The sequence below is a fragment of the Mucilaginibacter sp. SJ genome (genome assembly GCF_028993635.1).
In the GTDB taxonomy this organism is placed as follows: Bacteria; Bacteroidota; Bacteroidia; order Sphingobacteriales; family Sphingobacteriaceae; genus Mucilaginibacter.
In genome coordinates this window covers 2,541,722-2,566,311 of the sequence record NZ_CP118631.1, presented here as the reverse complement: position 1 = coordinate 2,566,311, position 24,590 = coordinate 2,541,722, and the positions used below count along the sequence as shown (strand labels likewise).

Here is a 24,590-nt window from a genome sequence, read left to right as displayed (position 1 = left end):
AACATGAAAAAAAGTATCAGCCTGTTGTTTTTGTTACTGCCCTTCAGCCTCTTTGCTCAAAGCCTCAAGGTGTTAAACCCACAATGTGAGTACAAAACCAATCCGCTGGGTATCGAATCGCTTAAGCCGAAGCTGAGCTGGCAAATACAAAGTGATGCCCGTAACACCATGCAAACCGCTTATAGGGTTTTGGTTGCCGGTGACGTGGCTAAACTGGCAAGCAACAATGCTGATATCTGGGATTCGGGCAAAGTACTATCGAATGCATCGCTGCAGGTTGCATATAATGGTAAGCCCATGCAAGCCGCCAAAACGTATTACTGGAAGGTAATGGTTTGGGACAACCATGGCAAAGCATCGGCATGGAGCAGTACTGCCAGTTGGCAAATAGGCCTGCTTACAAAAAAAGACTGGTATGGTGCCGATTGGATTGCCTATGATAAATTACCTGATTCTTCGGCTATTGTACCGTTCTATCACGGTAAAGGGCCCAAAAAACTGGGTGCTGCCAATAATGTTTTGCCTTTAATACGCAAGACCTTTAATGTTGATGTCAAACTGAAAAAAGCAACCCTTTATATATGCGGGTTAGGGCATTTTGAGCTGAGCCTGAACGGTAAGAAAGTCGGTGATCATTTCCTCGATCCCGGTTGGACAAAATACGATAAGCAGGCTTTGTATGTGCCTTTTGATGTAACTAATCAACTCATCGCCGGTAAAAATACCATAGGTGTAATGCTGGGCAATGGATTTTATTACATCCCGCGCGACAGGCGTTACCGGAAACTCACCGGTGCTTTCGGTTACCCTAAAATGATTTGCCGTTTGATGCTGGAATATGATAACGGCAAGGTAGAAAATGTTGTTAGCGATGGCTCATGGAAAACAGCACCTTCGCCGGTTACTTTCAGCAGTATTTATGGCGGTGAGGATTTTAACGCCAACCTTGAACAACCGGGATGGGATGCTAACGATTTTGATGATTCCAAATGGCGAAATGTTGTTAAAGTAGATGGTATACCCGAATTGAACGCGCAAATGGCCGAACCTTTGAAAATTATGCAGGAGTTGAAACCGCAAAGTAAAAAGCAACTCGCTAATGGCGCATGGATCTATGATTTAGGTCAAAATTTTTCAGGAATCCCGCAAATTACTGTGCAAGGCAAAGAAGGAGATACCGTGCGGATCACTCCCGCCGAACTGGCTAATGAGGATGGCAGCGCTAATCAGAAAGCTTCCGGCAGTCCGCATTATTATGATTATGTATTGAAAGGTAACGGCGTTGAAACCTGGCATCCCCTGTTTACTTATTACGGTTTCAGGTATTTGCAGGTACAGGGCGCTGTACCTCAAAACGAAGTCAATCCGAAGCAATTGCCCGTAATTGTTGACATTAAAGGCTTACACGCCCGTAACGCCGCCAAAACAGTGGGCAGTTTCGCCTGCTCAAACGAGCTGTTCAACAAAACATTTAAACTGATTGACTGGGCCATGAAAAGTAATATGGCCAGCGTGTTTACCGATTGCCCTCACCGCGAAAAACTGGGTTGGCTGGAAGAAGCGCATTTAGTTGGCAGCTCCCTGCATTATAATTATGACATTGTGGGCCTGGCGCGTAAGTGTATTAACGATATGCGCATTTCCCAAACGGAAGACGGATTGATCCCTGAGATCTCGCCCGAGTATGTAAAGTTTGATGAGCCTTTCCGCGATTCGCCCGAGTGGGGGAGCAACGCGGTGATTTTGCCATGGTATGTGTACCAGTGGTACGGCGATAAAGAGGTGCTTGCACAAAACTATGATATGATCAAACGGTACCTGGCTTATCTCGATAAAAAATCACAAAATCATTTGTTGTACCAGGGCCTGGGCGATTGGTATGACCTCGGCCCCAAACCACCCGGCGTTTCGCAGCTAACTCCCAAAGGTATTACGGCTACTTCGCTTTACTATTATGACCTTAATATAGCCGGAAAAATAGCTACGCTGCTTGGCAAAAACGATGATGCCGCCTCGTACAAAAAATCAGCAGTCGAAGTTAAACAGGCATACAACAAAACGTTTTTTAATACTGATACTAAACAATACGGTACAGGCAGTCAGGCTGCCAATGCCATGTCGGTTTATGCCGGATTGGTTGAACCGCAATACAAGGCAGCCGTAGTAAAAAACATTGTAAAAGATATCCGTGATCGTGGTAACGCCCTTACTGCCGGCGACATTGGCTATCGTTACCTGTTGCGCGTGTTGGACGATGAAGGTCTTTCGGATATAATCTATGACATGAATAGCAGGGCTGATGTGCCGGGCTATGGTTATCAGCTGGCCCATGGCGCTACTGCCTTAACCGAATCATGGGCGGCGTTGCCATCGGTATCCAATAACCATTTTATGTTGGGGCACCTGATGGAATGGTTTTACAGCGGTTTGGCAGGAATCCGGCCAACCGACGATGCCATTGCGTTTAACAAAATCGAGATCAGGCCCGAAACTGTGGGTAATGTAACCTGGGCAAAAGCCAACTACCAATCGCCTTATGGTAATATTTTAAGCAGTTGGACAAAGGCCAAAGGCCAGTTTAAACTGGAGGTGAAAATCCCCGCAAATACTACCGCAAGCATTTTTCTGCCTGTAAAAGGTGGTGTGGCTATCATGGTAGATGGACAAAATATCAAAGCCCGCCATGATCTTAAGTTTATCGGCTATCACGATGGAAAAGCAGAAATCAAGGTGGGATCAGGTAATTACACATTCATCGCCAAATAATATTAAAATCAAAATGAAACACATTTTTAAATCGTCTGCATTCTTCGTCTGTACTTTTTTAATGCTGAAGGTACATGCCCAGGAGGTACCCGAGAAGGTGATGAAGGATATTTACGAGCAGGTAAAAACGCCTCATAAGTATGGCCTGGTGATAGCGCCCGAAGATAATAGTCAAAAAGCAGATTGTCCGATGGTTTTCCGCCAGGGTGACAGCTGGTATATGAGCTATATTATTTTTAACGGTCGCGGATACGAAACCTGGCTGGCCGATAGTAAAGACCTGCTGCACTGGAAAACACGGGGCCGCATCCTTTCATTTTCAGACGATACTACCAAATGGGACAATAACCAAAAAGCCGGTTATGTCGGTTTGCAGGATTATAAATGGGGCGGTTCGTACAAGTTACAGCAGTACAATGGCAAATATTGGTTATCGTACTTCGGTGGACAAAGTAAGGGGTACGAGAAAGGTTTGCTATCTATAAGTGTGGCTTCTACCGATAAAGATCCGGGTACGGTGCATGAATGGCAGGGTTTAGATCATCCCGTATTGTCGAGCATTGATAAAGATGTAAGCTGGTGGGATAACCATACGCAATACAAGCAAACGGTGATCTGGGATAAAAAGAAACTGACCGGTCACCCTTTCATTATGTATTATAACGCCAATGGCGACAGCGTAAACAAAAAACGCGGTGCCGAGCGCATTGGCATGGCTGTATCTGATGATATGCTGCACTGGAAACGCTACGGCAAAGACCCGGTATTGAATCACGGCGACGGTATTACCGGCGACCCGTACATTCAGCAAATAGGAAATGTATATGTCATGTTCTACTTCGGTGCTTTCTGGAAAACTGGTGATTCAGGTGTGTTTAACCGCTTCGCCTGCTCGTATGATCTGATACACTGGACAGACTGGACCGGAGAGAAGCTCATCCAATCGTCCGAGCCTTATGATAATATGTTCGCCCATAAATCATGTGTGATAAAATATAAAGGCACGGTTTATCACTTTTATTGCGCCGTGAACAAGGCGGATCAGCGTGGTATAGCGGTAGCTGTATCAAAAGATCTGGGTAAAAGTGAGCTGAACTTTGTTGCGCCGCCTGTTAAGAAAAGCAAAACGAAATCATGAGGCTACACTATCTATATACGCTGTGTTTAGTGTTTTTCGCGACCGGTTTTGCATCGGCCCAAAACGTACGCAAAACAGAAAGTTTTAACTCCAACTGGAAGTTTTTTTTAGGAGATGATTCGACGGCGAATAATGTAAAATATGATGATAGCCACTGGCGACAGCTTGATCTGCCGCATGACTGGAGCATTGAAGGTAAATTCGACAGTAAAAACCCCACCACGCAGGCCGAAGGCGGGTTGCCAGCCGGCATTGGCTGGTATCGTAAAAGCTTTTTGATTGCCGTATCATCAAAAACAAAAACAATTTTGATTGATTTCGACGGGGTTTTTCATAACAGCGAAGTTTGGATAAATGGCCATTATTTAGGTAAACGGCCCAATGGCTATATCTCGTTCAGATATGATTTAACGCCTTATCTCAAATTCGGCACACAACAAAATGTGATTGCCGTGAGGGCTGATAACAGCGATCAGCCTAATTCACGCTGGTATACCGGCTCGGGCATTTACCGTAATGTGTGGCTAACCACTACGAGCAAAATCTATTTGCCGCAATGGTCGTCATTTATAACAACTCCAAAGGTTGATCATCAAAAAGCGGAGATTAATATTCGTACGGTTTTACCGGTTTTCGTTAACTCAAAGTTTAAGGTTAAAGCTTCTGTTCTGGATGATAAAGGTAAGGTTGTTGGATCTGCTACCACTGCTGTAAAGGACACTGTAGTTCAGCAAGGTATCCGGGTTAGTAATCCTCAACTATGGTCGGTAAAATATCCATACCTGTACAAAGTGAAACTGCAATTGATGGCTGGAGATCAGGTTATTGATGATTATATCACCACTACAGGTATCAGGTATTTTAATTTCGATGCAGATAAAGGTTTCAGCCTGAACGGTGAACCGATGAAAATTCTTGGTGTATGCCTGCACCACGATCAGGGCGCTTTGGGTACAGCTGTTAATACCCGCGCTATCGAACGTCAATTACAGATCTTGAAAGACATGGGTTGTAATGCTATCCGTACATCGCATAATCCTCCCGCGCCCGAATTACTCGACCTGTGCGATAAAATGGGTTTCCTGGTGATGGATGAAGCCTTTGATATGTGGAAGAAGAAAAAAAGCAAGCATGATTACCATGAGGATTGGGATAAATGGCATGTAAAAGACCTGCAAGACCAGGTATTGCGCGATCGTAACCATCCCTCGATTTTTGCCTGGAGCATAGGTAACGAAATCAGGGAGCAATTTGACAGTACAGGTGTAAGTATTGGTCGTGAGCTGGTTAAAATTGTAAAGCAACTGGATAGTACCAGGCCGGTTACATCGGCCCTGAGCGATGCTGATCCTAAAAAGAATTTCATTTACCAGTCGGGCGCGCTTGATTTGATCGGCTTAAATTACCACCAGGAAGTGTACGCTGATTTTCAGAAAAATTATCCCGATCAAAAGTTTATCGGCACCGAAAATATGTCGGCCCTGGCAACAAGAGGGCATTATGATATGCCGTCGGATAGTATCAGGCGTTGGCCAAAGGATGGTAAAACACCTTTGAAGGATGGCAACGCCGATCTCACGGTATCATCGTATGATAATGTGTCGGCCTATTGGGGCTCAACACATGAGGAAACGTGGAAGATTATTAAAAAGCATAATTTCCTTTCTGGACTTTTCGTGTGGACAGGCTTCGATTATATCGGCGAACCAACCCCGTACCTGTGGCCTGCCCGCAGCTCATACTTCGGCATTGTTGATTTGGCCGGTTTCCCCAAAGATGTTTATTACATGTACCAAAGCGAGTGGACAAATAAACCTGTTTTACACCTTTTACCGCATTGGAACTGGAAGCCCGGACAAATGATTGATGTATGGGCTTATTACAACAATGCCGATGAGGTAGAAGCATTTCTGAATGGCAAATCGATAGGCGTAAGGAAGAAAACCGGCGATGACCTGCATGTAATGTGGCGTGTTAAATACGAGCCGGGAGTATTAAAAGCCGTATCGCGCCGTAAGGGTAAAGTGGTCATGACCACACAGGTTGTTACAGCCGGTGAACCATATAAATTACAGCTTAAGGCCGACAGAAGTAAAATTAAAGCCGATGGTAAAGATCTTTCGTATATTACTGTGTCTGTTTTAGATAAAAACAATGTTCCGGTGGCGGATGCCAACCAGTTGGTGAAATTTAAAGTAACCGGACAAGGGATACTGAAGGGTGTGGATAATGGTTCACAAACGGATCAAGATCCGTTTGTATCCGATCAGCACCATTTGTTTAATGGTTTGGGATTGGCTATTATTCAATCTAAATCTGTTGCCGGGGAAATTACAATTAGGGCTGCTGCCGATGGATTGCAGTCTGCATGCTTAACTATTAAAAGCGTGCGTTGAAAAATCATTAGAAGCTAAGATGTGTCATTGTCGCTGACTTATAGAAAAAAAGCGCGGGATTGCGCGATATCCCTCTTCCAAAGGAGGGAATTATAAAAGCTTCCGAACATCTGTGGTGACGGCACCAATAACGGCGTGAAAATAAAAACTTAAAAAAACTGTCGCCGGTTGCCAGGAGCCCGGGCAGCGGGAGCTAAATATGTTTAGTAAATCTTTTGTGTTAACCCTTTTGTTTATTAAGTTATTGATTGTAAGTAGTTTGTGTTGTAGCAATAGAAATCCTGTTAACCCTGTTAACCCCTGTAGTTATACTATATAATTGCCACCTGGCGGCGGTGTTATACAAAAAAAGCGGAAAGTAAAACCTCCCGCTTTAAAATATCTCAAATCTCACATCTAAAAAAGCCTACCTCAAATCTACTACCTCAACGCCCGGATGGCCTTTGGCATCCCACGCAAAGGTGGCATCAGGAGCGGGTACGTTAGGGGTAAAGGTGCGTACGGTGTACGTGTACCTGTTGCCGTTTTTATCAAACAATAAAGCGCTATAGAGCTGTTTTTTTGCTTTATCGATAGTAAGCTTCACTTTAAAAATGGCTTTTTTATCATCTTCGGGCGTAAGCTCAATATTTTGGTAAGCTTTACCGGCAATTTTTTGCTCGCCTGTATACAGGTATTTAAACCCTTTTTCATACATGGTGAAAATCTGGGCGGGGTTGTTCAAACCATCGCCGCTTTTGTCGGCATCGCTTACCTGTACTTCTTTATCTTTTTTAAGATAGGTCCATTGATTTTTGCCATCGCTTAAAATCTCTTTGTCAACTTCGGGTTTTGCAGCTGTGTTGTAAAGCGTAACGCGGTATTTGCCGGTTTTTGCCTTTGATATCAGGGTGCCGGTTTGCGTTTCCTTAATATTGGCCTGCTGGTTATTAAGGCTAAAGGTAAAGTCGGTTTTAATAACATCGTATGAGCGGTATTTTTGGCTTACCTGGTTTAAAATTGCCTTTGCCTGGCTGTCTTTTTGTGCAAAAGCAGTGCTGTATGTACTTATTGCTAAAATGGTATATGCTATGATCTTTTTCATTCAGTTTTATTCAACAACAACTATTGTTATTAATAGCTATCGGATTAGAGTAATTAAATTTTGTTTGGTTTAATCTTTAATAGGTTTTTGCAGTGTTTCGAGGTAGCGTTCAAGACTGTATTCGTCGGGATAAAGCACATCGCGGGCTTTGCTGCCTTCAAAAGGGCCTACAATTCCTGCTGCTTCCAGCTGGTCAATAATGCGGCCGGCGCGGTTGTAGCCCAATTTCATTTTACGCTGAATAAGTGATGTTGAACCCTGCTGGTGCAGTACAATTAAGCGGGCGGCTTCCTCAAACATTGGGTCGCGGTCGTCGGGATCGTATTCCTTGGCTCCGCTGCTTGCTTCACCTTCGCCTACATACTCAGGTAAGTACATAGCTGATGGATAACCTTTCTGATTGCCGATAAAATCAGATATAGCTTCAACCTCGGGGGTATCCACAAATGCACACTGTAAACGGATCAGGTCGCTACCTGTTGAAAATAGCATATCCCCGCGGCCGATGAGCTGATCGGCGCCACCTGCGTCAAGAATGGTACGTGAGTCGATTTTGGAAAGCACCCTGAATGCCAGCCTTGAAGGGAAGTTGGCTTTGATAGTACCGGTAATGATGTTAACAGAAGGGCGCTGCGTTGCAATAACCAAATGTATACCCACCGCACGGGCCAACTGTGCGATACGGGCAATAGGCATTTCTACTTCTTTCCCAGCAGTCATCATCAAATCGGCAAACTCATCAATCACCAAAACTATAAACGGCAGGTAACGATGTTTTTCGGGATCGCTGATTTTGCGGTTCACAAATTTGGCGTTGTACTCTTTCAGGTTGCGTACCTGCGCATCTTTCAGCAGGTCATAGCGCTGGTCCATCTCAATACAAAGCGAATTGAGCGTATTTACCACCTTTTTGGTATCGGTGATGATCGCATCGCCATCATCAGGCAGCTTAGCCAAAAAGTGCCTTTCTATTTTACGGAACAGCGTAAGCTCAACCTTTTTAGGGTCAACCAGTACAAATTTGAGCTCGGCAGGGTGTTTTTTATACAGCAGCGATACCAGGATGGCGTTAATACCAACCGATTTACCCTGGCCGGTGGCTCCCGCAACCAGTAAGTGTGGCATCTTGGCCAAATCGGCAATAAATACTTCGTTAGATATGGTTTTACCTAAAGCGATAGGCAGGTCCATTGTGGTATTCTGGTATTTTTCTGTCGATAGGATAGAGCGCATCGAAACCATCTCGGGATTTTGATTGGGCACTTCAATACCGATGGTCCCCTTGCCCGGCATAGGAGCAATGATACGGATACCCAATGCGGCTAAACTTAATGCGATATCATCCTCCAGGTTCTTGATCTTGCTGATCCTGACACCAGGGGCCGGAATGATCTCATACAGGGTAACCGTTGGGCCGATAGTGGCTTTTATCTTATCAATCTCGATATTATAGTGGTTCAGCGTTTCAACAATTTTGTTCTTGTTGGCTTCCAGTTCTTCGGCATTAACCGAGATCTTGTTCGAACCGTGGTTTTCTAATAACTCCAGGTGCGGCAGTTTGTATGAAGCCAGATCGAGCTTGTGGTCATATATACCAAACTGGTTTACCAGATCGTTTGCTTTTTCGTTATCGGTTTTCTCAACGCTCAATTCGGGCAATGGCCTGTTGGTATCAATAGTAAGGGGAATTTCTTCTTCCTCTTCCGGCTCATGTTTAACCGTGTTTGCCGGTCTTAAAACTACCGGTTCGTGGAATCCGGGCATTTGCTCCATTGGGGGGTGCCTGAGCGGTGATGGCGGTATAAGCGGCTCCTGTACCATGGGCTCGGGCATGATGCTGCTTACATGGGTTTCGCGGATCTTGTTATTACCCCGAGGCCATTCAAGCGGCATTGACGGCTCCTCATCAATTAGTTCAACAGGTTCAGGTGCTATCTCATCAACGCTCATTGCTGCAACCGGGCGGTTTTTACGCTGGGGTATTTTAAAGTCGATGTTATAGGCTATTACCAATACGGTAAGTGCCAAAAACACCAGCAATCCGCCGGTTCCCGCTTCACCTATCTGAGCCGCGAGTAAGCGGTTGCTCCAAAAACCGAAACCGCCTTCAAGGTAGTGGGGATAATCAATCACAAATGAATGAAGATAAGCTATCGCCACAGAAATAAAAACAATGCTGAATAACGAATATGCAAGTGTTTTACGGATAGAAAACAACCTCGCTTTAAAAAGCAAGCGGTATCCTACAACAAAAAACACAAAAATAAACAAGAATGAAGCTACGCCAAACCACTCATAAATAAACTGGTTGGATAATAACGCGCCAAACTTGCCCAGCCAATTTTGTGCCCTGATGGTTGGATCGCTCAGGTCGGCAATTTCATGAACGGTAGTGCCTGTTGATAGGTTATGCCAGCCGCCGTTTGTTTTGGAAATGTAGCTCTGGTCTTCCTGCCAGGTAAACAGGTAAGATGTAAAAGCGATGAGGAAAAAAATGGATAATAGCAGTGAAAACAAGCCTGCTATTTTAACAGCCTTGCCGTTTTCATAGTCAAAGTCAAAACTGGGCAGTTTAGGTAATTTCCTGCCTGCCACTCGTTCCTTTTCGGCCTTGCCGCTTTGGCGAGGCTGATTTTCTCCCTTGAAATTATTTGATCTAAACTGGTTTCCTTTTGCCGGCATCCTGATGTAACAATCGTTTATGTGCAAACTTACGTAAAATTTTACCTATGTGAACTTTGCAGTTACACCCGGTAAATATTTTATATAAGATTCATTAACCTGCAAAAAATTACAGGCCGAATGAATATAAAGTTAACAGATTATATAACTTATTGGCAACATTTTTAATTTTTTAGTATAATTGAAAAACAACATTTGCCTGTAACAGAAAACGTAAATTTAACAAAGTAATATAACAGCGCGCTTAATAGTAAACACTTTACTTAACTAAGTAATGAGCATAGAAAGACTGGAAGAATATATCGCATCAACCGATTTAGATAGTATCAATACCCTGCTTGGCCGCGACCCGGCGCTGGCTTTAAAAAAAACAAGCCTTAACGTATCGCCGCTTATGCTTTCCTGCTATTATAAAAAGCCAGAAGTTACCAATTTATTGTTAAATTATGTAAGCGATATCAGTTTATTTGAAGCCGCTGCTGCCGGTAAATTTGATACGGTTGCCCACCTGGTTGCTACCTATCCGAACACACTTGATGATTATGCTGACGATGGCTTTACTGCACTTGGGCTGGCCTGTTACTTCGGGCAGTTTGATGTGGCCAGGTACCTGGTGTTGAAGGGTGCAAATGTTAACCTTCAATCAAATAACGGTTTTAACGTATTCCCCATTCATTCGGCAACTGCCGGAAACTATACCGATATAGCCCGGATGCTGATCGAAAACGGCGCTCAGGTGAACGTTGTGCAGCAAGCCGGCGCTACGCCGCTGCATTCGGCCGCGCAAAATGGTAATCTTGAGCTGATCATCCTGCTGCTCGAAAGCGGTGCCGAAGTTCACACCCGGATGGAAGGCGGCAAACTTCCCGCCGACCTGGCCCGCGAAAAAGGCTTTGAAGAGATAGCGGAAATCTTGAGTTGATGTTTAAACGCTTAATTTTAAACTGGTTAAGTGATAGCTTTTTATCAATGATTCGCGTTTTTTAAGGCTTATCGCATGTTTTTGTGCCGGGTGCTTTTATATATTTGTAATAACCTGAATTATAACAAATGAAAGAAATAGCGCTGCTTATTCACGAAGACATTAATCTTTCAACCATATCGGGTGTATTGGATATGGTGAGGCATACTAACCGTTTTTTGGTAGAAAGCGGCAAAACCGAGGCCTTTAGTGTAATGCTTGTAGGGGAAAGAATAAACAATAACCTGCTTTATTTCCCGGCACAGTTTACCGGTTTTAAAACCATTGATGAGATCAAAGAGATCGACCTGGTAATAGCCCCGGCGTTTTATGGTCCGCCTGATCTGGTGATGCGTAAAAACAAAAACCTGATCGACTTTATAAGGAACATGTATAATAAGGGCGCGGAAGTGGCCAGCTTGTGTTTCGGCAGCTATTTTTTGGCCGAAGCAGGGGTGCTTGACGGCAAACCCTGTACTACGCATTGGGTTGCTGTGGACGATATGAAACGTCGCTATCCAAGCGTGAATATTTTACCAGATATGGTAACCACCGATAAAGACGGGACTTATACCAGTGGCGGTGCTTTTTCAAGCATGAACCTGATCCTGTACCTGATTGAAAAATATTGCGGCAGAGATACAGGCATCTGGGCCAGTAAAATGTTTTCGCTGGATATCGACCGTACCAGCCAGGCGCACTTTAAGGTATTTGAAGGGCAGCACCAACATGAAGATCAGGAAATCATGCGCTCACAGTTGTTTATCGAAAATAATTACCATTTGCCTATTTCTGTTGAAGAAATTGCGGGCCAAACCAATATGAGCAAGCGTAATTTCATTCGCCGTTTTAAAAGCGCCACCCAAAATACGCCGATGGAATACCTGCAAAAGGTAAAGATAGAATCGGTAAAAAAAGGGCTGGAGAAAACCAATTTCAATATTAGCGAACTGATGTATAAAGTTGGTTATAACGACCTGAAAACGTTCAGGAAGATCTTTAAACGGATAACAGGACTAACCCCGCAGGATTACAGGAGTAAATATTGCAGGAGGGCAGTGCTGGAGAATTAAAGATGAAGTATTTAAAATAAAAGACATGTCATTGTGAGTGTTTAAATCCGGAGGCCTCTGAAGGTGAAATGACAAAAGAGGGCTTGTCAGTCTGAGCCTGTCGAAGACTCGTGCGGAGAGGCCTGCCCGCCATACTTCGACGAGCTCAGTATGACACCCGTTTGAAGTTGTCATGGGTAGCCTGTCGAAGATTCGCGCGCAGGGGTCTACCCACCATGTTTCGACAGGCTCAGCATGACACCCGTTTTAAGTTGTCATTGTGAGGAGGAATGACGGCTGGGCTTCCGTTTGGTTGCCACGCTTCTTCGCAATGACATGGTTTTATAATTACTTTTAAACCATTTCTTCCTTTTCGCCTTGCTTCACAACTTTTATTTCCTGGTTATTTACCTCTTCCTCAAGCGATTCAAAATAGGCCTTTTTAACAACTGTCGTCATTTTATGATCGCCGGTATGGCTCCAGCCGGGGGGCATTATAATGTATAAAAACTTGTTTTTAATACCCGGCGCCTTGCGTACATCTTTGGCCAGTGCTATGATCTCGCCAAAATAAGCATCTAAAAAGCTGTTTTTAATCATCGGGCGACTAATTCCATATTCAATAGGGATCTTGCGGTCTTCATTTTGGAAGGTTCCGAAAACTTTATCCCATATCGGTAACAGGTTACAGAAATTAGTATCCATATATAATGGATTACGCGCATGGTGTACCCTGTGATGCGATGGCGTAAGTACGATTCTGTTGAGGAAACCAAGGCGTCCATCCTCTATAAGATTTTCACCAATGTGGATCATTGACCCCCAAAAACCATCAATAAACATAATTACAAACAGCATAGGTGGGTTCACCCCCAATAAAATACAAATGCTGGTGCGGATGAGGTCGGCATAGGGCGCTTCGAGGAAGAAATGGGCGAAAGTGACCGAAAGGTTCATGCTTTCGGGCGCGTGATGGGTTGAGTGGAGGCACCACAGGATCCTCACCTTATGCGCAAGGTAATGATACCAAAAATGAGCAAATTCCCATACGATATAGCCGTAAATGAACCAGTACCAGGTAAACGTTGTTTTAAAAATAGCAAACCTCGAAAAGAAGCCGATACAAAACCCTACCATGGCAATGGAAAGTACGCTGCCTATAAAAGCATTTAACACATATGTCCAAAAAGAGATCTTGTAATGGATCACCTTGAATTTTTTATAGAAAGCCCCCCTGATGATCTCAAACACCAGCAATACAGGTAGCATAGGGCCTAATAAGGCCGTAATGCCATCGTAGGTAAGCAGTTTGTTATAATCGCCCGATTTGATGATGGCATACAATCCGCCGAGGCCAAAAAATCCTGTAATATGCTCGTATATCGCTTTTAAAAAATCCATATCTAAAATTAGGTTCACCGGTAAAAGGTTTTATTCAAATTTAGGAAATTTTATTTGTATATATGTAGGTACATGCAAATTCTTTGAAAGGATATTAATATCTCACGAAGTCGGCTCACCCGGCCTGCGCTCTTCATTAGCCTGGTAAATAGAGCAAATGAAATGAGGGCGTATTAAATAAAAGGGTAGCGATGTCAGGAGTAAAACTCTGCATCAATCTTGAAACAATCCGTTAACAGCAAGGTTATTTCTATAAATTTGCCTCAAAAAATCATCTGATATGAAATTATTTAACCGCGCTTTTATATTATTTTTAGTGTGCATGATCCGGTACAGTTTAGTTAACGCCCAATCAACACCTATGACCCAAACTTCTGCCGGCAATCCATTACAAAACAACCGGATCAAAATTGATTCCATCGATAAAAAAATTATAGCCTTACTGGGTGAACGTGAGAGGGTAGTAAAAGAGATCGGCATCTATAAAGCAGAAAACAATATTCCGGCCCTCCAGGCCGACCGTTTTAAGCAAGTACTGGAAAAAACTGTCGAAGCCGGAAAACAGGAAGGGCTCTCTGCAACATTCATTACCGAACTTATGAACGCTATCCATAAAGAAAGCCTGCGCATTGAGGAAGAAGTTAAAGCTCAAAAGCAATAGCAGGTGTAAAAAATACACTATAATTTAAATGCATTTTAGCGCATCAAATTTGGAGTCAAGTTTGTTGTGAATTGGTGTATAATATTCTTATTATCAATTGTTTGTATGGGGGTAAAAATTGGTATTAATGCGTATCAATTTGCCCGGCAAGTCGCCTTGATGCGATAATTTATATCTGGATTTTCGCTTTTTTTTAATTAAGTTTAATAAATTTGACAACTCCGGTTAGCCAACTGTCCAGGCTCGTAACCAAGCCGGTAAGCCTATTTAATTAAACTCATGCAAAAAAAGTATTTAATTGCCTGTTTCATCGCTGGCGGATTATTATTAAAGGCTGGCTTTGTCAGCGCGCAGGGTAAAGCGCCTTATTCGGTAATGGGTAAATCGGTCAAGGTAATTGTTTCTGAGCAAAAAGCCGGATATAAATTTAAAGAAACCGAAACCCTGAAGTTTGCAGATAAACCTCAACCCGCAGAAACAGAGGTAGCGGTTTTTATTGATCCGGCCAAAACATTCCAAACCATGATAGGAATTGGCGGTGCGCTTACAGATGCGGCAGCCGAAACTTATGCCAAACTGCCAAAAGATAAACAGAAAGAATTTTTAACCGCTTACTATGATAAAGCCAAAGGTATTGGTTACTCCTTTGGCCGCACCAATATTCAAAGCTGTGATTTTTCGAGCGATAGCTACAGTTATGTAAAAGATGGTGATAAGGACTTAAAAACCTTCGATATCAGTCATGATAAAACCTACCGGATTCCTTTTATTAAAGCGGCCGCAGCGGCTGCGGGAGGTAAACTGACCATGTTTGTATCACCCTGGAGCCCTCCTGCTTTTATGAAAGATAATAACGATGTACTGCATGGAGGTAAGCTCAAAAAGGAATTTGATCAAAGCTGGGCCAACTTTTACGTTAAGTTTATTAAAGCTTATGAAAAAGAAGGTGTGCCTATATGGGGACTTTCGGTACAAAACGAACCGATGGCTAAGCAAACATGGGAATCATGCATGTACACCGCCGAAGAGGAGCGTGATTTTGTAAAGAACTTTTTAGGCCCAACATTGCAAAAACAAGGCCTGTCCAATAAAAAACTGATAGTTTGGGACCATAACCGCGATTTGCTTTATCAACGCGCCAGCACTATCCTGGAAGATCCGGCAGCGGCCAAATACATCTGGGGTATCGGTTTCCATTGGTATGAAACCTGGACCGGTGCAGGCCAAAATTTTGAAGCCACCCGTCGTACCCATGAAGCATTCCCAGGCAAAAACCTGGTATTTACCGAAGGTTGTATCGAAAAATTTGATTTCAACAAGATCAATGACTGGTCGCTTGGCGAACGTTACGGCCTGTCAATGATCAATGACTTTAATGCCGGTACCGTAGCATGGACCGATTGGAACGTATTGCTTGATGAAAAAGGCGGGCCAAATCACGTAGGTAACTTTTGCTTTGCTCCCGTACATGCCGACCTGCGTAACGGAAGCCTCATCTACACCAGTTCATACTATTACATCGGTCATTTCTCTAAATATATTCACCCGGGTGCAAAACGCATCAGCGCGGTGGCCAGCAGGGACAAGCTGTTAACAACCGCTTACCAAAACCCCGATGGTTCAATTGCAGTGGTGGTAATGAACAAAACCGACGAAAAAATAGATTACAGCCTTTGGATAAAAGGAAAAGCGGCAGGCACCACTGCTCTGCCGCACTCAATTGCTACACTTATGGTGAAGTAATCTTTATAAAAATCTTTAGTTTAATCAATCAACTAAATCTCTGGTATGGTGGGTCATTTATGATCCACCATTATCATTACCGGGAAATGGTCGCTGGGCTCTTTAGCCTCATATTTATCAGAGCCTTTAGTCTTCGCCCTGTAGGTATCCGTTAAGATTCCGTATCTCTTTACCTTAAACTCTTTGGTTACAAAAATATGATCGATGCGGCCGCTGGTTTTACCATTAGCATCAAAATCATTAAAAGTACCATTGGTAGCATATTTTATTGGCGACAGCTCATAACTATCCTTCAGTGTACCCGAGTTATTGATTACCGCGTAGCTGTCAGACGTTTGATCTACATTAAAATCGCCCGATAAAATAGCAGGCGAGTTACCGCCTAACTCTTTCACTTTTTTCAATACCAGCTTGGCGCTTTCACGGCGGGCAACAACACCTATATGGTCCATATGCAGGTTAAAGTAGTAAAACTTGTAACCGGTTTTTACTTCCCGGAAATATCCCCATGAGCAGATCCTTGGAAGTGCGGCATCCCAGCCTTTGTTGGGCTTGTTGGTAATTGGCGCCATCCAGAAATCGCCATGTTTCAGTAGTTTAAATTTTTCCTTTTTGTAAAAAATGGCCGAGAACTCGCCGGCAGTTTTACCATCATCACGGCCTATGCCGGTGTAGGCATATTGAGGCATGGCCTGTTTTAAACCATTAAGCTGGTGTACCAGCCCTTCCTGGGTGCCAAAAATATCCCAGTCATGAAAACGGATGAGCTGCGTTATAACCGGCAGGCGCTGTTTCCAGCCGTTGCCTCGTACCGAATCATCGTTTGTGGCATTATCATTACGTAAATTATACGTAGCAATAGTAAGCTGGTGCTGGCCATAACTTGCTGAAACAGAAAGTATAGCCATGAATAATAAAGAAAGTAGTTTTTTCATAGTAATATTTAGATAAGATGCCAACGGCACTTGAACAAAGTTAAAAGTAAATATTACGTTATAATATAAGCTACACGCTGAAGATTATTTAACCGGCGGAGACTTACGAAGGTCCAAAAATTTTGTAAGCCAGGATTAATTCTATTCAGAATTTACAGAAATGTGCAAAGGTACCAGGAGCAAGCTTAGCTTCGCATTGGTCGGTATCACTACTGTCCGAAACATCGGCTGTGTGTTTACTCAAACACTACCGTTTTGTTCTTATACACAAATACCCGGTCTTCAAAAACAAGCTTCAACGCTTTGGCTAATACGGCAGTTTCCACTTCCTGGCCGGCTTTTACCATGTCTGTCCAGCTATATGAGTGATTTACCGGAACAATTTGCTGGGCGATGATCGGCCCTTCGTCCAATTCATTTGATACGTAGTGCGCTGTTGCCCCTATGAGTTTCACACCCCGCTCAAACGCCTGCTTATAGGGATTGGCACCTATAAACGCGGGTAAAAACGAGTGATGGATATTAATGATCTTCATCGGAAATTCAGCCACAAATTGGGGCGACAGGATCCGCATAAATTTGGCCAATATCACGTAATCAGGGGTGTATTGTTTAATGGTACCGATCACCTGCTGTTCAAATTCGGCCTTGCTTACCTGTTCATGACTGATATGATAAAAAGGAATGTCAAATCGCTCGCATATGTTTTGCAGCTTGGCGTGATTGCCGATAACGCATTGCACACTTGCACCCAGGGTATTAAAGTGGTTGCGCACCAGGATATCGCTCAGGCAATGATACTCTTTGGTAGCCAGTACAACCACTTTCTTTACAGGCTCAGGATTTACTGAAATGTAGGACCCTTCGGGCAATATCTTACGTAATGAATCTTCAAGGCCGGCATCATCGCCTTTTTCAACTTCCAGACGTGTAAAAAAAACATTTTCGTTATGATCAACATGCTCGCGCATGGAAACTATATTGAGCAGGTGTTTGGCTAATGTTGCAGATATGGCCGCTACAAGGCCCACTTTGTCTTTACACTGTATTACAATAATCATGGTTTAATGATACAAAGAATTTTGCTGAATATACAACAGGCATTTCCCTTTAAATTATTTTACAACCTATTGTAGCAAAGCCATGTGCTGTACCGTAAGGTATCTTATAAACCAACAATTATGAAAATTATCCTGTTAGCAGCATCCGTAATTTTATTATGTAGTATAACCGCCTGCAATAAAGGTAACCTTCCGGGCCCTGGCAGCAGCAGTATAGTTGGCAAATGGCGTTGGGTAAAATCAGTTGGCGGTATTGGCGGCTTTACCGTTACGCCACAAAGCAGCGGCTACAATATTCGAAATGAATTTTATGCTGATAGCAGTTTCAAAAGGTTCCAAAACAACGTGCTGCAGATCAGCGGCAATTTTCGTACTACTCCAAACTACCAGTACAGCCCAACAGAAAAGGCAGACATATTATTGATCTCCGCACCTACCCTTGATACGCGTCCGGTTTCATACCTCATCAGGCACGATACGCTTTACCTGAATGAAATTTATATAGCCGATGGGTATAATGAGGTATATGTACGGATGAAATAGTGGCCGTTACTCACCCCGGCATCGCTATGCTGGTTACCTCCTCTCTAAATAAGCATAAAGAGAGGAGAAGGTTTTTGCCCTCTTTGCAACGCAGAGGAGACACCGGTGGGTGAGTAAACTATAAACTACGCTTACCCTATATAATAGTTACTTAGCGTAATGCCCTATCTTCATCATATCCCGTACGGCACTCGCTAATGAAATCTTCTCGTTATTATCAAGTTCCTTTTTCTTTTCGCCGTCATTAAACTGATAGGTAATACGCCCGTTGTAATCGCTTTCGGCACTGATTTCAAAGTCATTATTTTTGTATTTTACTTTCCCATTTGGCGAGATCCTGCTGATGCCCGTGCTATCAGCAGTAAAATACACGTGGCCCCAGTATTCAATCCGTCTTTCTCTGCCATTACCATTTTCAGAAATTACTGTGTGTCTTCCACCTATGTGGCAGGCATCTAACAAAGCTATCAAACCAATGATAACCAATACATAACCTAATAATTTTTTCATGTTGTTGTTTTTTAATGTTGATTATTTTAATTGATGCTGCTCTTTGGCGTTGAGCAGTTTTATAAAGCAGGAGCCGAGCGATATAAACCAAACCGACCAACCCAGGTGGGCCAATCTTTGAATAAGCCCGGTATAATTGTTTTGAATGGTAGCTGAAGGAATGAAGCGGATAAAGATGAGCAGCATAATACCCAGGCTTAATAGCGAAAGTTTCCTGATCTGCCTAAACTCCTCTCCCCGCCATAAAATAGCAGATAGCAGCGCACCGATATAAAGCGTCAAAAACACCGGCCCGGATGCCGAATGCAGTGGGTTACCTGCATGAAATATAGCCGCCCAGCCAAACATGATAGGGAAACCTATCACCCCAAACACGGGCAGGATATTAAGCTGCAACTGGCTGCACGCAATAAACAGGCCCGCCATAAAAAACACACTGACCACTGTATTAAGCAGCGTAAATGTTTCCATCAACGTTTCAGATTTTGTGCCGATAGCGCCCAGCTCACTGATAGTGTTGCTGAAATGATTGTAATTACCATGCACAAACCCACAAATAATGGTTGAAAGCCAAAATATAATGGGAATAATGATGCCTGTATAGAGTAGCGGTTTAGTATCCATTTTAATAATATTCAGATTGTTTTAGTTCGATTAAAACAAAGTTAATATTAAACATGGTACTATACAATACATAGTACTATATTTTTTATTTTATTTTTCAAAACTGTTTAATGGCTTCGCCGAATGTGTTAGTTTAAAAATGGATTGACGAAACCTGAATTTGATTTAGATGCACTTCGCCCTTGTGAGGCAGGGAGGAGGCAACACAGCGTAATATCACAGAGATGAAACAGATGCCGGTTATACCCGTACATTTATTCACCATCACAAAAATGTGCTAACTTTGCGGCATGTATCAGTTGATAAAACCCATCCTGTTTAAGTTCGATCCGGAAAATGTGCATTACTTTGTTACCCGCAACCTGAAACGCTTTAATCGTTTTCCGGGTGGTGCATCGTTAAGTAAAGCGATGTGGGATGTAAAAGATCCAAAGCTTGAACGCGAAGTTTTTGGTCTGAAGTTCAGGAACCCGGTTGGCCTGGCCGCGGGTTTTGATAAAAACGCGGAACTGATGGGCGAAATGGCCAACCTTGGTTTTGGTTTTGTTGAGATTGGTACTGTTACACCGCTGCCGCAACCTGGTAACGAAAAACCACGCATGTTTCGCCTGCCGGCAGATAGTGCGCTCATTAACCGCATGGGGTTCAATAATTTTGGTGTAGACATAGCTGCCGAACGAATCGCTGCGTTCAGGCGCGATCCTAAAAATATCAATAAACAACTGATTATTGGCGGCAATATTGGTAAAAACAAGGTTACCCCTAATGAGGATGCTGTGAGCGACTACATTAAATGCTTTGACCGCCTGTTTGATGTAGTTGATTATTTTGTAGTGAACGTAAGCTCACCCAATACCCCGGGCTTGCGCGCCCTGCAGGAAAAAGGCCCTCTGATGGAAATTCTGAATACATTACAGCAATGCAATAGTAAAAACGGTATCAGCAGACCTATCCTGCTAAAAATAGCGCCTGATTTAACTGATTCCCAACTGGATGATATTGTTGACATCGTGCAGCAAACAGGCATAGCCGGGGTAATTGCCACCAATACCACCATCAGCCGGGAAAACCTTTTATCCCCACCAAAATTAAAGGAAGAAACCGGCGGTTTGAGTGGTAAACCACTTACCCAACGCTCAACAGAAGTTATTGCTTATCTGCGTAAAAAATCTAACGGGTCGTTCCCCATTATTGGAGTAGGAGGGATTCACTCTGCGGAGGATGCCATTGAGAAACTAAACGCGGGTGCTTCATTGGTACAATTGTACACCGGTTTTATTTATGAAGGGCCGGGCTTGATCGGCAGGATCAATAAAAAAATTCTGAAACATGATTTTTAGGATTTAAGGATTGCCCTGAAAGATACATTTTAATACCGAATACCCCGTTTCCGTGTCCTCAAGGAAACGTTAACGCCTTTTAATGAACGATATTTTTGTCTGAACTCGTAAGGGCGTAGGCTTTAGAAGAAGATATCAAGCCCATCCTCAAATCCCGAAAATCATGGTTCAAAATCATGCCTAAGTAAAAAAGTCCCGCCGGAGACCGGCAGGACTTTAAATTTTTTTCTTCCGAAGAAGGAGAGAATTATTTGCCTAATGCGATATCTAAAGCTGCATTGTTTTTAGCTATCTGGCTGTGTTTTGATTCAGCAGAACGGCTTCCGTATTCAAGGTTAGTAGCCAGTTTCAAGAACTGTACTTCTAAACGTGAAAAAGTTTTATTTCTCCTGTCTTTTCTTTTTAAACGAGTAACGCCCATTGTCTTTTATTTTTAATTTTTTTAAACCTGAGGTCGGAAGCGGATTCGAACCGCTGTAAAAGGTTTTGCAGACCTCTGCCTAGCCACTCGGCCATCCGACCCTTTTTTAAGGACTGCAAAGATAGTAATTATTTTTAGCGGACAAATTTATTTGAACGAATTTCTTTTTATTTCTGAACATAATATGGCCGTAGCTATAGCTACATTCAATGATTCGGCATAACCTATCCGGGGTATAGTTACTTTTTTATTTATTAACTGCTGTATTTCAGGGCGTAACCCATTTCCCTCGTTGCCCATAGCCAGTAAACCCTCATGGCCGAAATTAGTGCTGTAGATATTTTCGCCATCGAGCATAGCGCCAAACAAAGGAAGCTTTATTTCGGGGAGGATGGTCGTTAAATCGCCGTAATGCACATTTACCCGTGCTAATGAGCCCATGGTAGCCTGCACTACTTTGGGGTTATAAACATCAACGGTATCATCTGAGCAAATAATATCGGTAATGCCAAACCAGTCGGCCGTGCGGATAATGGTGCCCATATTGCCGGGGTCCTGTACCCCATCAAGCACCAGCGAGAACTTGTTTTTCAGTAAGTTATAATTTAATCGGGGCCATTTTGGTATTTTAATCAAACCAATTACCTCCTGCGGGGTTTTCAAACTGCTGATCTTTTCCAGATCGGTCAATGAAATTTCCTGAAAATTTATTTTTCGGGATAAATTCATCATTTTTGAAGCAATTTCGGATGTATGGTATATAGCATCAACCTGGTATGCAGCGTTTACAAATTCAACAACTGATTTGTAACCTTCAACCAAAAACAAACCATGCTCTTTACGGAATTTTTTATGTTGTAAGGATTTTAATAAACTGATCTGTGATTTTGAAAGCATATACTAAGCCTGCTGTTTACCGCCTTACAATATTAAGTATTTTGCTGGTTATTATCGGTTCGGGCTGCAGCATTACCCGTGGCATTCGTAAAGACCAGGCGCTGGTACGCAAAATTACTATAAAAGGTATTGACGAGCAATTTGCGGAGACTGCTATAAATTATGTGGATAAGGAGCAACAGCCCAATAACTGGCTCAATTTGCAGTTGTACTATACTTTTAGCAATAAAGGTAAAAAAAATATAGGCGAAGCCCCTGTTGTTGTTGATAGTAACCTGATCGAGTACTCTCGTGTACAGATGGAAAAATATATCCGCAGTCGTGGTTATCTGAAAGCAAAGGTCACCGACAGTGTAGTGATAAAAAAGCAAAAGGCTGAGTTGATTTTTACTGCTGATGAAGGCCCTATGTTCCGCATCCGCAAATTTACTGATAGTATTGCCGATAATAATATTAAAGCATTGTATAATGGTAACCGCAACAGGATATCACACATACAGCCGGGCGGCAGGTTTGATACCGATAGTTTAGCTTACGACCGCGACCAGCTCTATTTGCTGATGAAGCATAATGGCTATTACGACTTTTACAGGCAGTACATCAATTTTACCTATGATTCTACCTTTAACAGCAGTGTGGTTGATGTAAAAATGATCATTGACAACCCGGCGGGGAAAACACAGCACCCGGTTTATACTATCAACAATACATTAATTACGATATCAAACAGCCAGGGGCGTACGCCGGGTAAAGTTGATACGATACAAGTTGATTCACAATTCAGGTTTGTTGACTACTCAAAAAGGTTTAAACCAAGGGTAGTAACCGATTACGTTTTTCAGAAAAAAGGCGAAATATACGACATTGATAAGCAAACACGCACCACCACTCGCTTATCCGAATTAAATGTTTTCAGAAATGTGCCCAACCCCGTTTACGAAAAACTGAAGGATAGCTCTAACAGGCTTAATACCCGGATTGATATCGTGCCGCTTAAACGGATGAGTGACCGTGTAGAGGGTGAGGTGCTTTTTAGCGGAGGTCGTTTTGGTTATAACGTGGGTAATACTTTTACCGACAGGAATTTATTTAAACAGGCCGCTATATTGCAGCTGAAAGTTAACTGGAGTATCCTTTTTGATAATGGTAACGATGTAGGTAACGATCACAGCAGTATCCAAAACCAGGAGTTTAGGGTAGGAGCACAGCTTGTCTATCCGCGACTTTTGCTTCCGTTCAAATTTCCGTTTCTTGGTAAATTTGCGGTTCCGCACACTACGTTTTCATCAAACTATTCATTGTTTTACCAGAAAGATCTGGTTAAGCGCGAAAGTTTTATCAATTCCATTACTTACGACTTTTTTGATACGCCTTATAAAACACATACCATTACGCCCATTAACATTGAGTTTTCGAGAGGTATAATTGATCCGGCTGCAAGAGATTCTCTGCTTAAGCAAAATAGATATTCATATGTTTACCTTATCGGGCGTACCGTTTTTACATCCGGCAGTCAATACACTTATCAGGTTAATGCCATAAAGCTTAATGGTTATGAAAATTTTACCTATTTCCGGGGCAGTTTAGATATTGGCGGAAATTTTCTTAACCTGGTAAGCAATCTCACCAATGCTCCTAAAGATACGCTTGGGCAACATAAGCTTTTTGGATATACTTTTGCGCAGTATACTAAAGTTGAGCTTGATACGCGCATCTATCGAAACTTTGGCGGCGAAAAACAATTTGTTTTCCGTATCAACCCGGGTATAGGTATCCCTTACGGTAATAGCAATCAGCTTATTTTTGAAAAGAATTTTTATGCAGGCGGGGCCAATGATATCAGGGCCTGGTTGCCGCGCACATTAGGCCCGGGGCAATTCAATCGTGCTTCATTTTATGGAACTGATGTTAATACCCGTGCCCGCCTGAAATATCTTGATCAATTCGGCGAGATCAAATTTATTACCAATGCCGAGTACCGGTACCTGTTGGCAAATAACTTTTTTGGTGCAAAACTTAAAGGTGCGGTTTTTGTTGATGCCGGGAATGTGTGGCGTTTGCATGATGAGCCTGATAATCCCAACGGGCAGTTTAAACTGAACAACTTTTTAAGTTCAACGGCCGTAGGTATTGGTACAGGATTGAGGTTCGATCTAAGCTTCTTCGTTTTTCGGCTTGATGCCGCCTTTAAACTTAAAGATCCGCAATTTAGCGGAGCTAACCAATGGGTGCTGATTAACCATGCCGGCGAATTGTTTAGTAAAGGTTCATTCAAACAAGCTTACAAAGCAGCCAACGGAGAAGATTACAACTTTATGCAGTTGAACTTCGGTATTGGATTACCGTTTTAAGGAGCTTAAAGCTTAAGGCAGAAA

Annotated in this window: 19 protein-coding genes and 1 tRNA gene; 10 read left to right on the top strand and 10 right to left on the bottom strand. The window is 42.9% G+C overall.

The features are described 5' to 3' along the window. Positions 1 to 3: 3 nt before the first annotated feature. From MusilaSJ_RS10250 to MusilaSJ_RS10240, 3 genes are read left to right on the top strand one after another with little or no spacing between them, the layout of a single operon-like run. Positions 4 to 2,766 carry a family 78 glycoside hydrolase catalytic domain gene (locus MusilaSJ_RS10250; protein ID WP_274989883.1) on the top strand — a complete coding sequence of 921 codons (2,763 nt, stop codon included), beginning with the start codon at positions 4 to 6 and terminating at the stop codon, positions 2,764 to 2,766. 13 nt (positions 2,767 to 2,779) lie between these two features. Then, a complete protein-coding gene (locus tag MusilaSJ_RS10245; RefSeq protein WP_274989882.1) occupies positions 2,780 to 3,904 on the top strand; it encodes a glycoside hydrolase family protein in 1,125 nt (374 codons plus the stop codon). Further along, positions 3,901 to 6,300: a glycoside hydrolase family 2 TIM barrel-domain containing protein gene (locus tag MusilaSJ_RS10240; protein WP_274989881.1), complete on the top strand. Its 2,400-nt coding sequence runs from the start codon at positions 3,901 to 3,903 to the stop codon at positions 6,298 to 6,300. Before MusilaSJ_RS10245 ends, MusilaSJ_RS10240 begins: the two co-directional genes overlap by 4 nt. Before the next feature lie 406 nt (positions 6,301 to 6,706). Here the strand turns inward: MusilaSJ_RS10240 and MusilaSJ_RS10235 are convergent, their stop codons facing one another. Both MusilaSJ_RS10235 and MusilaSJ_RS10230 read right to left on the bottom strand, forming a co-directional pair. Beyond that, positions 6,707 to 7,384, bottom strand: coding sequence for an outer membrane lipoprotein periplasmic chaperone LolA1 (locus MusilaSJ_RS10235; protein WP_274989880.1), 678 nt, complete (start codon positions 7,382 to 7,384; stop codon positions 6,707 to 6,709). Positions 7,385 to 7,453: 69 nt separating this feature from the next. Continuing rightward, positions 7,454 to 10,066: an FtsK/SpoIIIE family DNA translocase gene (locus MusilaSJ_RS10230; RefSeq protein WP_274989879.1), complete on the bottom strand. Its 2,613-nt coding sequence runs from the start codon at positions 10,064 to 10,066 to the stop codon at positions 7,454 to 7,456. A 274-nt stretch (positions 10,067 to 10,340) separates the two neighbouring features. Here MusilaSJ_RS10230 and MusilaSJ_RS10225 point away from each other — a divergent pair, with 274 nt between their 5' ends. Together MusilaSJ_RS10225 and MusilaSJ_RS10220 are read left to right on the top strand one after the other, a co-directional pair. Beyond that, a complete protein-coding gene (locus MusilaSJ_RS10225; protein WP_274989878.1) occupies positions 10,341 to 10,988 on the top strand; it encodes an ankyrin repeat domain-containing protein in 648 nt (215 codons plus the stop codon). A gap of 128 nt (positions 10,989 to 11,116) precedes the next feature. Then, the gene (locus MusilaSJ_RS10220; protein ID WP_274989877.1) at positions 11,117 to 12,100 is read left to right on the top strand and encodes a GlxA family transcriptional regulator; all 984 of its coding nucleotides are present in this window, start codon (positions 11,117 to 11,119) and stop codon (positions 12,098 to 12,100) included. 333 nt (positions 12,101 to 12,433) lie between these two features. Here MusilaSJ_RS10220 and MusilaSJ_RS10215 read toward each other — a convergent pair whose 3' ends face one another. After that, positions 12,434 to 13,498 carry a sterol desaturase family protein gene (locus tag MusilaSJ_RS10215; protein ID WP_274989876.1) on the bottom strand — a complete coding sequence of 355 codons (1,065 nt, stop codon included), beginning with the start codon at positions 13,496 to 13,498 and terminating at the stop codon, positions 12,434 to 12,436. A gap of 262 nt (positions 13,499 to 13,760) precedes the next feature. Between MusilaSJ_RS10215 and MusilaSJ_RS10210 the strand changes: the two genes are divergently transcribed. Together MusilaSJ_RS10210 and MusilaSJ_RS10205 are read left to right on the top strand one after the other, a co-directional pair. Next, on the top strand, positions 13,761 to 14,141 hold the full coding sequence (locus MusilaSJ_RS10210) for a chorismate mutase (protein WP_274989875.1): 381 nt from the start codon (positions 13,761 to 13,763) through the stop codon (positions 14,139 to 14,141). 279 nt (positions 14,142 to 14,420) lie between these two features. After that, complete coding sequence (locus MusilaSJ_RS10205; protein WP_274989874.1) at positions 14,421 to 15,884, top strand: glycoside hydrolase family 30 protein; 1,464 nt, start codon at positions 14,421 to 14,423, stop codon at positions 15,882 to 15,884. 53 nt (positions 15,885 to 15,937) lie between these two features. Here MusilaSJ_RS10205 and MusilaSJ_RS10200 read toward each other — a convergent pair whose 3' ends face one another. Together MusilaSJ_RS10200 and purU are read right to left on the bottom strand one after the other, a co-directional pair. Continuing rightward, on the bottom strand, positions 15,938 to 16,819 hold the full coding sequence (locus tag MusilaSJ_RS10200) for an endonuclease/exonuclease/phosphatase family protein (protein ID WP_274989873.1): 882 nt from the start codon (positions 16,817 to 16,819) through the stop codon (positions 15,938 to 15,940). 236 nt (positions 16,820 to 17,055) lie between these two features. Beyond that, a complete protein-coding gene (gene purU, locus MusilaSJ_RS10195) occupies positions 17,056 to 17,880 on the bottom strand; it encodes a formyltetrahydrofolate deformylase (RefSeq protein ID WP_274989872.1) in 825 nt (274 codons plus the stop codon). Positions 17,881 to 18,000: 120 nt separating this feature from the next. On the opposite strand from purU, the gene MusilaSJ_RS10190 reads away from it, so the two are divergent. Beyond that, on the top strand, positions 18,001 to 18,423 hold the full coding sequence (locus tag MusilaSJ_RS10190; protein ID WP_274989871.1) for a hypothetical protein: 423 nt from the start codon (positions 18,001 to 18,003) through the stop codon (positions 18,421 to 18,423). A gap of 147 nt (positions 18,424 to 18,570) precedes the next feature. Here MusilaSJ_RS10190 and MusilaSJ_RS10185 read toward each other — a convergent pair whose 3' ends face one another. Then, positions 18,571 to 18,933, bottom strand: coding sequence for a hypothetical protein (locus MusilaSJ_RS10185; protein WP_274989870.1), 363 nt, complete (start codon positions 18,931 to 18,933; stop codon positions 18,571 to 18,573). 21 nt (positions 18,934 to 18,954) lie between these two features. Continuing rightward, positions 18,955 to 19,557 (bottom strand): DUF998 domain-containing protein, encoded by a 603-nt coding sequence (locus MusilaSJ_RS10180; RefSeq protein WP_274989869.1) that lies wholly within the window; start codon positions 19,555 to 19,557, stop codon positions 18,955 to 18,957. 290 nt (positions 19,558 to 19,847) lie between these two features. Here MusilaSJ_RS10180 and MusilaSJ_RS10175 point away from each other — a divergent pair, with 290 nt between their 5' ends. Next, positions 19,848 to 20,897: a quinone-dependent dihydroorotate dehydrogenase gene (locus tag MusilaSJ_RS10175; protein WP_274989868.1), complete on the top strand. Its 1,050-nt coding sequence runs from the start codon at positions 19,848 to 19,850 to the stop codon at positions 20,895 to 20,897. A gap of 247 nt (positions 20,898 to 21,144) precedes the next feature. Here MusilaSJ_RS10175 and MusilaSJ_RS10170 read toward each other — a convergent pair whose 3' ends face one another. The 3 genes from MusilaSJ_RS10170 to MusilaSJ_RS10160 all read right to left on the bottom strand — a co-directional run bounded on the left by MusilaSJ_RS10170 (position 21,145) and on the right by MusilaSJ_RS10160 (position 22,215). Further along, positions 21,145 to 21,318: a spore protein gene (locus tag MusilaSJ_RS10170; protein WP_090527770.1), complete on the bottom strand. Its 174-nt coding sequence runs from the start codon at positions 21,316 to 21,318 to the stop codon at positions 21,145 to 21,147. A gap of 30 nt (positions 21,319 to 21,348) precedes the next feature. Further along, a tRNA-Cys gene (locus MusilaSJ_RS10165) sits at positions 21,349 to 21,419 on the bottom strand. A gap of 46 nt (positions 21,420 to 21,465) precedes the next feature. Then, positions 21,466 to 22,215: a TrmH family RNA methyltransferase gene (locus MusilaSJ_RS10160; protein ID WP_274989867.1), complete on the bottom strand. Its 750-nt coding sequence runs from the start codon at positions 22,213 to 22,215 to the stop codon at positions 21,466 to 21,468. Between MusilaSJ_RS10160 and tamL the strand changes: the two genes are divergently transcribed. Further along, entirely contained in the window at positions 22,206 to 24,566 is a 2,361-nt protein-coding gene (gene tamL / locus MusilaSJ_RS10155; protein ID WP_274989866.1) for a translocation and assembly module lipoprotein TamL, read from the top strand. The genes MusilaSJ_RS10160 and tamL overlap by 10 nt on opposite strands. Positions 24,567 to 24,590: the final 24 nt, after the last annotated feature.

What these genes read in the sequence shown, in the direction of transcription:
- MusilaSJ_RS10250 (WP_274989883.1), top strand. Translation starts at nt 4, where the DNA reads ATGAAAAAAAGTATCAGCCTGTTGTTTTTGTTACTGCCCTTCAGCCTC.
- MusilaSJ_RS10245 (WP_274989882.1), top strand. Translation starts at nt 2,780, where the DNA reads ATGAAACACATTTTTAAATCGTCTGCATTCTTCGTCTGTACTTTTTTA.
- MusilaSJ_RS10240 (WP_274989881.1), top strand. Translation starts at nt 3,901, where the DNA reads ATGAGGCTACACTATCTATATACGCTGTGTTTAGTGTTTTTCGCGACC.
- MusilaSJ_RS10235 (WP_274989880.1), bottom strand. Translation starts at nt 7,384, where the DNA reads ATGAAAAAGATCATAGCATATACCATTTTAGCAATAAGTACATACAGC.
- MusilaSJ_RS10230 (WP_274989879.1), bottom strand. Translation starts at nt 10,066, where the DNA reads ATGCCGGCAAAAGGAAACCAGTTTAGATCAAATAATTTCAAGGGAGAA.
- MusilaSJ_RS10225 (WP_274989878.1), top strand. Translation starts at nt 10,341, where the DNA reads ATGAGCATAGAAAGACTGGAAGAATATATCGCATCAACCGATTTAGAT.
- MusilaSJ_RS10220 (WP_274989877.1), top strand. Translation starts at nt 11,117, where the DNA reads ATGAAAGAAATAGCGCTGCTTATTCACGAAGACATTAATCTTTCAACC.
- MusilaSJ_RS10210 (WP_274989875.1), top strand. Translation starts at nt 13,761, where the DNA reads ATGAAATTATTTAACCGCGCTTTTATATTATTTTTAGTGTGCATGATC.
- MusilaSJ_RS10205 (WP_274989874.1), top strand. Translation starts at nt 14,421, where the DNA reads ATGCAAAAAAAGTATTTAATTGCCTGTTTCATCGCTGGCGGATTATTA.
- MusilaSJ_RS10200 (WP_274989873.1), bottom strand. Translation starts at nt 16,819, where the DNA reads ATGAAAAAACTACTTTCTTTATTATTCATGGCTATACTTTCTGTTTCA.
- purU (WP_274989872.1), bottom strand. Translation starts at nt 17,880, where the DNA reads ATGATTATTGTAATACAGTGTAAAGACAAAGTGGGCCTTGTAGCGGCC.
- MusilaSJ_RS10190 (WP_274989871.1), top strand. Translation starts at nt 18,001, where the DNA reads ATGAAAATTATCCTGTTAGCAGCATCCGTAATTTTATTATGTAGTATA.
- MusilaSJ_RS10185 (WP_274989870.1), bottom strand. Translation starts at nt 18,933, where the DNA reads ATGAAAAAATTATTAGGTTATGTATTGGTTATCATTGGTTTGATAGCT.
- MusilaSJ_RS10180 (WP_274989869.1), bottom strand. Translation starts at nt 19,557, where the DNA reads ATGGATACTAAACCGCTACTCTATACAGGCATCATTATTCCCATTATA.
- MusilaSJ_RS10175 (WP_274989868.1), top strand. Translation starts at nt 19,848, where the DNA reads ATGTATCAGTTGATAAAACCCATCCTGTTTAAGTTCGATCCGGAAAAT.
- MusilaSJ_RS10170 (WP_090527770.1), bottom strand. Translation starts at nt 21,318, where the DNA reads ATGGGCGTTACTCGTTTAAAAAGAAAAGACAGGAGAAATAAAACTTTT.
- MusilaSJ_RS10160 (WP_274989867.1), bottom strand. Translation starts at nt 22,215, where the DNA reads ATGCTTTCAAAATCACAGATCAGTTTATTAAAATCCTTACAACATAAA.